11 protein-coding genes are annotated in these 9,146 nt (G+C 66.3%); 6 read left to right on the top strand and 5 right to left on the bottom strand.

Annotation, left to right across the window (positions count from 1 at the left end; genetic code table 11):
- Positions 1-1,307 (top strand): FAD-dependent oxidoreductase (locus RSO01_RS20165; protein ID WP_218037403.1); only part of this gene is annotated, 1,307 nt, incomplete at its 5' end.
- A gap of 10 nt (positions 1,308-1,317) precedes the next feature.
- Here the strand turns inward: RSO01_RS20165 and RSO01_RS49500 are convergent.
- Both RSO01_RS49500 and RSO01_RS20160 read right to left on the bottom strand, forming a co-directional pair.
- Entirely contained in the window at positions 1,318-1,446 is a 129-nt protein-coding gene (locus RSO01_RS49500; RefSeq protein ID WP_281291477.1) for a hypothetical protein, read from the bottom strand.
- A complete protein-coding gene (locus tag RSO01_RS20160; protein ID WP_246158608.1) occupies positions 1,443-2,318 on the bottom strand; it encodes a dienelactone hydrolase family protein in 876 nt (291 codons plus the stop codon). Before RSO01_RS20160 ends, RSO01_RS49500 begins: the two co-directional genes overlap by 4 nt.
- Here RSO01_RS20160 and RSO01_RS20155 point away from each other — a divergent pair.
- From RSO01_RS20155 to RSO01_RS20140, 4 genes are all read left to right on the top strand, one after another.
- A complete protein-coding gene (locus tag RSO01_RS20155) occupies positions 2,302-2,649 on the top strand; it encodes a RidA family protein (RefSeq protein WP_147151213.1) in 348 nt (115 codons plus the stop codon). The two genes, RSO01_RS20160 and RSO01_RS20155, sit on opposite strands and share 17 nt — an antisense overlap.
- A gap of 105 nt (positions 2,650-2,754) precedes the next feature.
- Entirely contained in the window at positions 2,755-3,207 is a 453-nt protein-coding gene (locus RSO01_RS20150) for a VOC family protein (RefSeq protein WP_147151211.1), read from the top strand.
- The gene (locus RSO01_RS20145; protein ID WP_147151210.1) at positions 3,204-4,163 is read left to right on the top strand and encodes an amidohydrolase family protein; all 960 of its coding nucleotides are present in this window, start codon (positions 3,204-3,206) and stop codon (positions 4,161-4,163) included. The genes RSO01_RS20150 and RSO01_RS20145 overlap by 4 nt, the downstream gene beginning before the upstream one ends.
- A complete protein-coding gene (locus RSO01_RS20140) occupies positions 4,147-4,572 on the top strand; it encodes a nuclear transport factor 2 family protein (RefSeq protein ID WP_170303210.1) in 426 nt (141 codons plus the stop codon). Before RSO01_RS20145 ends, RSO01_RS20140 begins: the two co-directional genes overlap by 17 nt.
- A gap of 106 nt (positions 4,573-4,678) precedes the next feature.
- Here the strand turns inward: RSO01_RS20140 and RSO01_RS20135 are convergent, their stop codons facing one another.
- Positions 4,679-5,290: a cupin domain-containing protein gene (locus tag RSO01_RS20135; protein WP_147151206.1), complete on the bottom strand. Its 612-nt coding sequence runs from the start codon at positions 5,288-5,290 to the stop codon at positions 4,679-4,681.
- A 150-nt stretch (positions 5,291-5,440) separates the two neighbouring features.
- Between RSO01_RS20135 and RSO01_RS20130 the strand changes: the two genes are divergently transcribed.
- Complete coding sequence (locus tag RSO01_RS20130) at positions 5,441-6,973, top strand: winged helix-turn-helix domain-containing protein (RefSeq protein ID WP_147151204.1); 1,533 nt, start codon at positions 5,441-5,443, stop codon at positions 6,971-6,973.
- On the opposite strand, the gene RSO01_RS20125 is transcribed toward RSO01_RS20130, so the two are convergent.
- Positions 6,970-7,629 carry a hypothetical protein gene (locus RSO01_RS20125; protein ID WP_147151202.1) on the bottom strand — a complete coding sequence of 220 codons (660 nt, stop codon included), beginning with the start codon at positions 7,627-7,629 and terminating at the stop codon, positions 6,970-6,972. The genes RSO01_RS20130 and RSO01_RS20125 overlap by 4 nt on opposite strands.
- 94 nt (positions 7,630-7,723) lie before the next feature.
- Complete coding sequence (locus RSO01_RS20120; protein ID WP_147151200.1) at positions 7,724-9,127, bottom strand: FAD-binding oxidoreductase; 1,404 nt, start codon at positions 9,125-9,127, stop codon at positions 7,724-7,726.
- Positions 9,128-9,146: the final 19 nt, after the last annotated feature.

The following is a 9,146-nucleotide window of genomic DNA, read 5'->3' as shown; positions in this document are numbered from 1 at the left end:
TTCATGAGCGCGCGGGGACGCGCGCGGTCCGGAAGAGGAAGAGCATGACGGGTGAGCAATACGACGTCGCCGTCGTCGGCGGCGGCAGCGCCGGTACCGCCGCCGCCATCGCTGCGGCGCGCTGCGGTGCGCGCACAATCCTGCTCGAAAAGGGTTCGTGCCTCGGCGGCGCGGCGACGTTGCGCAATGTGCTCACCTATTGCGGGCTCTACACCCTGGGCGACGAGCCGCGACAGGCCGTGATGGGCGTCGCCGAAGAGGTGATGGCCGGCTTGCGTCGCCTCGGCGCCGTCACCGGCCCGCAGCGCCATCGCGGCGTGTTCGTGGTGTTCGATCCCGAGGCGGTCAAGCTGGTGCTCGATTCGCTCTGCGCCGAGGCTGGCGTGCAGGTCATGTTCAATGCCTTCGTCTGCGGCGCCACGCGCACCGACGGCCGCATCATCGACCTCAGCTGGCAGGACCATGGCGGAGAGCACACCATCGCGTCCCGCGCCTTCGTCGATGCGAGCGGCGAGGGCGATCTCGCCCAGTTCGCCGGCGCGGCGACGCGCTACGGCAACGACGGCGCGGTGAACCTCGGCACGCTCGCCACGCGCTTCGGCGGCATCCCGCGCGACGTCACCGTGACCGCCGACCAGCTCACCGCCGCCATTCAGGCCGCGAAGGCCGCGGGACGCGGCCCCTTCAGCAAGGACCGCAGCGTGCTGACGCGCCTGCCGATCTCGGGCGACGTCGTCTGCTATCTCGCCTCCGAGGATTACGACCCGCGCGACGCGCGGAGCCAGAGCGCCGCCGAACGTCGCGGCCGCCGGCAGGCCTGGGCCTATCTCGACGTCCTGCGCAGCTTGCCGGGCTGCGCCAACGCCTACCTCGCCTCGACCGGGCCCGAGTTCGGCACCCGCGAGACGCGCCACATCGAGGCGGCGCATCGGCTGGCCTGGCAGGACGTGGTCGAGGGCCGGCCGCAGCCCGACAGCATCGCGCTCGGCGCCTGGGGCGTCGAATGGCACGATCGCGCCACGCTGCAGTCGAGCTTCATCTATCCGCCCGGCAAGACGGCTTACGAAATTCCGCTGCGCTGCCTCAGGAGCCGTGACACCGAAAACCTCTTCGCCGCCGGCCGCGTCGTCGACGCCGATCGCCAGGCCGGCGCCAGCCTGCGCGTCATGGGCACGGCCTTCGCCACGGGCCAGGCGGCGGGCGTTGCCGCGGCACTGTTTGCCGATCAGGGCAGGGCGGACGGTGAACGCGTGCGGCGCATCCTGCGCGAGCAGGGAGCGCTGGTCGAAATCGACCAAATCGCCTGAGCCAGAACGGCTATGAGCGTTCCTTCGGCGTCGTGATTGTCACCGGCGTGTTCTCGGGCCTTTCCTTCAGGACATACGCGGCCACCGCCAGGATCACGATGCAGACGCCAAGGAGCATTCCGCGGACTTCTCGGCTCATTGCCCCTCCAGACGACCTTGGAAGAATTGGGTAACGCGCCGGACGGCGTCGGCGGTCATGGGGTCGGTGTCGGAGAAGTCGAATCCGTGGTCCCTGGCCGCATAGGTGACGAGCTCGGCATTTGCGCCGACCGATTGAGCGAGCTTCACGAGCGCCTCGCCTTTTGCCACGGGAACGACTCTGTCGGCCTCGCCATGCAGCTCGATGATGGGCGGCAACTGCTTCACGTATGAGCCGAGGTCGTCCGGCATGCCGCCGTACAAGACGGCCAGCGCAGCAATGCGATTGTCCTCGGCGGCCGTCGCGGCCGCCACGTAGCCGCCCAACGAGAAGCCGAGCAATCCTATGCGATCCGAAGCGTCGGAGCGCGCGAGAATGGCCGTTGCCACCGAGGAAACGCGCCTGGCCCAGCCGCCGAATCGCCGTGAGGTGTATGCGCAGCGCTCTTCCTTCGTGCTCGTCTTGGGGTCCAAAGTCTGGCTGTCGGCCGGCGTGAAATAGCGAAGAAGATAGGTGTCGATACCCACCGCTGTCAGGGCGTCGGCATAGCGCGCGTAGGCGCGGGGGTTCAGTTCCGGCCCGCGATTGCCGTGCAGGACGAGCACGCAGGGACGCTTGCCCGAACAATCGGCGGCGCAACGCGTCACGACCATGTCGCCCTCGACGGTCGCGATGTTCAGCTCTTCCCTGGTCTGGGCGAGCACGGGATGCAGCGTCGACATCCCTGCCAATGCCGTCAGAACCGCTCTACGGTCCATCATCTCCGCAGAATAGGATGTCGCCGGCACAAATGAAATCGTCGCAGCCTTCACATGACGTGCTAAGGTCCGGCCGCTTTTTTGAGAGGAGAGAACAATGAGCATCCAGCGCATCAACGCCGGCCCCCGCATGTCGAGCGCGGTCGTCCATGGCAATACGGTCTATCTCGCCGGCCTGACCGCCGACGACACCAAGGCCGACGTCAAGGGCCAGACCAAGCAGATACTCGACAAGATCGACAAGTTCCTGAAGGACGCCGGCAGCGACAAGTCGAAGATCCTGTCGGCCAACATCTGGCTGACCGACATCGGCACCTGGAGCCAGATGAACGAGGTGTGGGATGCCTGGGTCGCCCCCGGCAGCACGCCGGCGCGCGCCACCGTCGAGGCCAAGCTCGCCAACCCGGCGCTCAAGGTCGAGATCATGGTGCAGGCGGCCAAATAAGCCGTATCCGCTGCATGGGAAAGGGCCGGCGATTGCCGGCCCTTTTTGCTTGCGCGGGCCTTCGGATGATCCCACCTCTTCAGCGCACCATTAGAGGAGCGGACGATGGCAGATTCCAAGAGACCGCGAGTCGTGGGCTTCAACCATGTGGCGCTGGAGGTCGGCGACATCGAGGAGGCGCTGGTCTTCTATGGTCAGCTGTTCGAGTTCGAACTGCGCGGCAAGAGCGCCAACATGGCCTTCATCGATCTCGGCGATCAGTTCATCGCCCTGCAGAAGGGCCGCAAACAGGCGCCCGACGACGGTCGCCATTTCGGCCTGGTGGTCGACGACAAGGAGGCGGCGCGCCAGGCATTGAAGGCCGCCGGCGTGGAAATGCTGCCCGGGCCGTTCCTCGACTTCCGCGATCCCTGGGGCAACCGCGTCGAGATCGTGGGCTACGACAACATCCAGTTCACCAAGGCGCCCAACGTGCTGCGCGGCATGCGGCTCGAGCGGCTGACCAAGAATGAGAATGCGCGCAAGGAGCTGGCCGAAAAAGGCATGGCGGTCGAATGAAGACGATCAGCGGCCAGTGGAATGAGGCGCCGGGAGCCGTCACGCTCATCGACGCCCATCATCACCTCTGGGACCTGAAGGCAAACCGTTACCCCTTCCTGAGCGACCAGCCGGAACCTCACTTCTTCCTGGGATCGTACGACGCGATCAGGCGTGACTACTTGCCGGAAGACTATCTGCGGGACTCCAAGGCCCACAACGTGCTGACGACGGTGCATTGCGAAGCCGAGATGGATCGCACCAGGCAGGTCGTTGAAACGCAATGGCTGACCGACGTGAATGCCCGCTACGGCTTTCCCGGCGCCATCGTCGCCCACGCCTGGTTCCACACGGACAATGCCGAGGAAATCCTGGCGGCCCAGTCGCGGTTTCCGCTCGTGCGGGGAATCCGGTCGAAGCCGGTGACGTCGCTTCGCCCTGACGCCATGACGCCCGGTGCGCCCGGCACCATGCAGGACGACAGATGGCTGCGCGGCTTCGCGCTGTTGCAGAAGTACGGACTGTCCTGGGATCTTCGCGTGCCCTACTGGCACCTCGTCGAGGCGGCCGATGTGGCGCGACAGTTCCCGCGTGTGCCGATCGTGCTCAACCATACCGGCTTTCCCTGGGATCGCAGCGAAGAGGGTCTCGCCGCCTGGCGCCGCGGCATGGAAGCGGTGGCGCGCCAGCCGAACGTTCACGTCAAGGTTTCCGAATTCGGCCTGAAAGACGCCGCCTGGGACTACGAATCGAATCGACGTGTCGTCATGGAGGCGATCGCGATCTTCGGCATCGAGCGATGCATCTTCGCGAGCAACTTTCCCGTTGCCGGCCTCCGGATCGACTATGACACGCTCGTCCGTTCCCTTGATAAAATGCTTGGCGATCGTTCGCAGGCCGATCGCGACCGCTTCTTCTGGCAGAATGCTGCAGCATTCTACCGTCTCCCGGTACCCGCCCATGCCGACGCCACTTGAGGACAAGGAAGCCATCCGCGAGCTCTTCAGCGAGTACTGCTTCCGCATGGACGAGTTCCGGTTCGCCGAGCTCGGCGCGCTGTTCACCGCCGACGGCGAATGGATCGCGCCCTATTCGCGGGCGCGCGGACCGGCCGAGATCGCGGCACTGATGGCGCGCAACATTCCGACTGAGCCCAGGCGCAAGCACTTCATCATGAACAGCCTTATCCGGCTCGACGGCGATCGCGCCACGGCCCGCACCAGCTACCTGGTCGTCCTCCAGGCGGCGGGCGCCGGTCTGGTGCCGTCGGTCGCCGGCACCTACGAGGACAGGCTGGTGAGAACGTCTGACGGCTGGCGCTTCCACGAGCGCCGCCTGGTCCACGATCTGCGGGCTGAGCTGGGGCTGAACGTTCCGGAGAAATAGGGGCTGTCATCCCGAGCGCAGCGAGGGACCTTTAAGGCCACAGTAAAGGTCCCTCGCTGCGCTCGGGATGACATCGGGGCGCTTGCACCCGGCACCGTGCCTTTCGTCACTCGAAGCGCGCCGGCGAAGAGAACGGCCGCGTGGCGTCGACGACGAACATCACGAGCTGGTCGAGATCTACCGTGCCGGCGCTGAACACTTCCATCGGCATGTCGGCGCCGTGGCCGTTCATCGCGGCGCCGGCGTCGGCATGGACGACACCGTGCGGCGTGCGCTGTCCCAGCCGTCCCTTCAGCACATAGAAGGCTTCCGAGCCGGGATGGGAATGCGGCGGCGTTCGCGCGCCCGGCGGCCCGCTCGCATGATTGATGCGCAGCAGATACTCCGGCGCCTGCATGAGCGGCACCGGACCGATCTCGGCTACCTTGCTTCCGCCTGCCGTCGCGCCGCCCTGGCCGCCGAGGGTGAACAGCCAGGCCTTGCCGGATATCTCGGCAGCAAGCGCCGTCGGTCCCGTAGCGGCCTCGGCATCCTTCAAGGTCGGGAATGTTTCAACCCGCCAGAACAGCGGTCCGGCCGGCAGCTCCTTGAGCTTCTTCTCGACCACCGGCTTGACGCTGAGCACCGGCGATTGCTGGGCCATGGATGACGCCGAGCTCAGCGCAGCCATCGAACAGGCGGCCATCGCCCGAAGGAAGAGTGCCAGCGCAGCCTTCATCGTCTTCGCCTCCTTCGTGCCGGATCAGCCGGCAGGCTGGTACAGGATGGCTCTTCGGGCCTCACGCGGCATCTCAAGCTTCCCTCCATTTTTCCTCAAGAAGCGCCGTGTTAGTGTGGCTTCGGTCTCGTTGCCGCGGGCGGAACGGCTTTGCGTTACCTTTTCGACGACTGTGCGCTCGACATGGATCGCCGCGAGCTGCATCGCGGCGAGGAACAAGTTGCGATCGAGCCGCAGGTCTTCGACCTGCTCGCTCACCTCATTCGTCATCGCGACCGCGTCGTCAGCAAGGACGATCTTCTGGCGACGATCTGGAAGGGGCGTGCCGTCTCCGAATCGGCGCTGTTCAACCGCATCAATGCCGCCCGCAAGGCCATCGGCGATGCCGGCGACCGTCAGCGCCTGATCAGGACGCTGCCGCGCAAGGGCCTGCGCTTCGTCGGCGAGGTGCGCGAGGAGGGAGCCCCGTCTCCGCCGCCGTCCGAGCTGTCGCTGCCGGATCGCCCGTCGATCGCCGTCCTGCCCTTCGCCGACATGAGCGGCGATGCCGGTCAGGAGCATTTCGCCGACGGCATCTCCGAGGACCTGATCACCGGTCTGGCGCGTATCCGCTGGCTGTTCGTCATCGCCCGCAACTCGACCTTTGCCTACAAGCGCCGTGCGGTCGACGCCAAGCAGGTCTCCCGCGAGCTCGGCGTGCGCTACATCCTGGAAGGCAGCGTGCGCCGCGCCGGCAATCGGCTGCGCATCACCGCCCAGCTGGCCGATGCCACGACCGGCCGCCATCTCTGGGCAGACCGCTACGAGCGACAGGTGGGTGACGTCTTCGCCGTGCAGGACGACATCACGCGCAGCGTCGCCGCCGCCATTGAACCGCGCCTGCTGGCGGCCGAGGGCATTCGCGCGCTGGCCCGCTCGCCGCAGCACCTTGGCGCCTGGGAACTGGTGGCCCAGGCGCAGACGCACTTCTGGCGGATGTCGCGTGCCGATCACCAGGCGGCGATCGAGCCGCTGCGCCAGGCGATCGCTTCCCATCCCGACTACGCGCCGGCGCACGGCCGGCTGGGCTTCTGCCTGGTGTTCGCGGCCCACATGGGATGGATCGGCGCCGATCAAGGCCTATTGGCCGGCCGCGACCATGCGATACGCGCCATTGCGCTCGACGACTGCGATCCCTGGGGACACATCGCGCTCGGCTACTGGGCGATGATGGAACGGCGCACCGAGGAATCGATCGCGGCATTCAGGCAGGCTGTGACCCTTAATCCCAATTCCGCCGTGGCCCACTCGCACCTCAGCCGCGGGTACGCCTTCGCCGGCCGCGATCGCGAGGCGATCGAGCACGGCAACGAGGCGATCCGGCTGAGCCCGCTCGATCCGGAGATGGCGCTGTTCCTGGGAGCCATTGCCGTCGCCCACTACACGGCCGGCCGCTACGAGCAGGCGGCTCACTTTACGACCGAGGCGCTGCGCCTGCGTCCGGGCTTCCAGGGTGCCCAGCGCCTGCGGTGTGCGAGCCTTGCCCGGTCGGGACGCGTGGGCGAAGCGCGCGCCTTCCTGGCCGACGTGCGCCGCGAGCAGCCGCTGCTGTCGCTCGACTGGGTGCGCGGCAACGTTCCCTATCAGACACGCGAGCTGATGGACCAGTTCGTCGAGGGCCTGCGCCGCGCCGGGCTGCGCTAGTTCATGATCACTTTCGTTGAGTGCCGTTCGCCGAGGTTGTCGGTCAGGAACAGGGTGGCGTGGAACGGCTCATCGACCGATCGGGATTGTCCGTCGATCAGGAAGAGCAGCGATACGACGGCGATGCGCTGCGGCGGCAGCGGGTTCTCCGCGGCGAACTTGCCGGTGCCGGCGTCTCGCACGCCGATAACAACAGTCGCGTGGGCTGGCATGCCCTCGATCTCGGCGTTGGTGATCCAACGCGGCTCGTTGATCATGTTGCTCGCCTCGAGGTAGATCTGGACTTCCATCCGCGGCGTTCGCTGGGACTGATCGCTCGGACGCCAGAACGATTCGTACGCCGGATGGCGATGCACCGAGAAGCGCAAGCGCCCTTGCGGTTGGCCACCTAGGCGCGCCGTCAGCCAACCCCAAGCCTTGCCAAGCATGCGACGAATACTCCGAGCAGTGCCGGAAACGTGGGTGGTCGGCCACTCTCGCGACATGTGCCATTTCACCGCGCAGGAAATGTGGCGGGCGACAGCACTGCTAGCACCTGATTGTGCGCCAGCATGGCACGCAAAAATGTAAGAAAATAACCGTAGTGCTTTTAATATACCAGTGTTATGTTGCTCATGCTCTTCCGGACCGCGCGCATCTTGCGCGCTCATGATCATGAGCGAGCTGGAAGCTCGCGGTCCGGAAGAGCATGGCGCTCAGCTCGGAGGGGTAGCGCAAAATGCGCGAAATGCGGAAATGCCCGGCCGACCGTCAGTTGATCGGACCCATGATCTTGCCGGGGTTCATGATGTTGTCGGGATCGAGCGCCTTCTTGATCGAGCGCATCAGCGACATGGCCTCGCCATGCTCGTCGTAGAGGAACTTGATCTTGCCCAGCCCCACGCCGTGCTCGCCGGTGCAGGTGCCGCCGAGGCTGAGCGCGCGGGCGATCATGCGGTCGTTCAACCCTTCGGCGCGCTTCAGGTACGTCGGATCGTCGGGGTTCACCATCATGGTGAGATGGAAGTTGCCGTCGCCGACATGGCCCACGATCGGCGCATAGAGGCCGCTCGCCACGATGTCCTTCTGGGTCTCGAGGATGCATTCGGCGAGCCGCGAGATCGGCACGCAGACGTCGGTCGCCCACATGCCCCAGCCGGGCTTGGCGGCCTTGGCCGCCCAGGCGGCATCATGGCGCGCCTGCCACATCTTGGTGCGCTCCTCGGCCTGGCTGGTCCAGGCGAAGTGGCCGCCGCCGTTCTCCTCGGCCAGCGCCTGCACCATCTCGGCCTGCTCCTTGGTGCTGGCCTCGGTGCCGTGGAACTCCAGCATCAGGGTGCTCTTCAAGGGCAAGCTGAGCTTGGAGTACTTGTTCACGGTGTCGACCGTCTCGGTGTCCATCAGCTCGATGCGCGCCACCGGGATGCCCGACTGGATGGTCTGGATCACGGTGTTGACGGCGCCTTCCAGCGAATCGAAGGCGCAGGTCGCCGAGACCATGGATTCGGGGATGCCGTAGAGGCGGAGCGTGATCTCGGTGATGATGCCGAGCGTGCCCTCGGAGCCCACGAACAGCTTCACCAGGTCGTAGCCCGCGGAGGACTTGCGCGAGCGGCGGCCGAGCCGCATCAGGCGGCCGTCCGGCGTGATCACCTGCAGCGCCAGCACGTTCTCGCGCATGGTGCCGTAGCGCACCGCGTTCGTGCCCGAGGCGCGCGTGCTGGTCATGCCGCCGATCGAGGCGTCTGCCCCGGGATCTATCGGGAAGAACAGGCCGGTGGCGCGGATGTACTCGTTGAGCTGCTTGCGCGTGACGCCGGGCTGGACCACGACGTCGAGGTCGGCCTCGTTGACCTGCAGCACCTTGTTCATGCGGCTGAGGTCGAGCGAGATGCCGCCGTTGGGCGCGCTGATATGGCCCTCCAGCGAGGTGCCGGTGCCGAAGGCGATGATCGGCGTCTTGTGCCGGGCGCAGATCTGCACGACCCGCTGAGCTTCCTCGGCCGATTCGACGAACACCACGGCGTCGGGCAGGTGGGCTTCGTGGAAGGAGATGTCCTTGCCATGCTGCTCGCGCACGGCGTGCGCGGTGCTGACCCGGTCGCCGAACAGCTTCTTCAGCTCGGCGATCGTGACGTCGACGTTGGGGGCTTTGACCTGGGCCGTAGCGGCCATGCTGCTTCTCCTAGCGTAG

Source organism: Reyranella soli (assembly GCF_007992495.1).
GTDB classification, from domain to species: Bacteria; Pseudomonadota; Alphaproteobacteria; order Reyranellales; family Reyranellaceae; genus Reyranella; species Reyranella soli.
Note: the sequence above shows the minus strand (reverse complement) of the source record. Positions and strands in the feature narration are given on the sequence as shown.

What these genes read in the sequence shown, in the direction of transcription:
- RSO01_RS49500 (WP_281291477.1), bottom strand. Translation starts at nt 1,446, where the DNA reads ATGAGCCGAGAAGTCCGCGGAATGCTCCTTGGCGTCTGCATCGTGATC.
- RSO01_RS20155 (WP_147151213.1), top strand. Translation starts at nt 2,302, where the DNA reads ATGAGCATCCAGCGCATCAACGCCGGCCCCCGCATGTCGAGCGCGGTC.
- RSO01_RS20160 (WP_246158608.1), bottom strand. Translation starts at nt 2,318, where the DNA reads ATGCGCTGGATGCTCATTGTTCTCTCCTCTCAAAAAAGCGGCCGGACC.
- RSO01_RS20150 (WP_147151211.1), top strand. Translation starts at nt 2,755, where the DNA reads ATGGCAGATTCCAAGAGACCGCGAGTCGTGGGCTTCAACCATGTGGCG.
- RSO01_RS20145 (WP_147151210.1), top strand. Translation starts at nt 3,204, where the DNA reads ATGAAGACGATCAGCGGCCAGTGGAATGAGGCGCCGGGAGCCGTCACG.
- RSO01_RS20140 (WP_170303210.1), top strand. Translation starts at nt 4,147, where the DNA reads ATGCCGACGCCACTTGAGGACAAGGAAGCCATCCGCGAGCTCTTCAGC.
- RSO01_RS20135 (WP_147151206.1), bottom strand. Translation starts at nt 5,290, where the DNA reads ATGAAGGCTGCGCTGGCACTCTTCCTTCGGGCGATGGCCGCCTGTTCG.
- RSO01_RS20125 (WP_147151202.1), bottom strand. Translation starts at nt 7,629, where the DNA reads ATGATCATGAGCGCGCAAGATGCGCGCGGTCCGGAAGAGCATGAGCAA.
- RSO01_RS20120 (WP_147151200.1), bottom strand. Translation starts at nt 9,127, where the DNA reads ATGGCCGCTACGGCCCAGGTCAAAGCCCCCAACGTCGACGTCACGATC.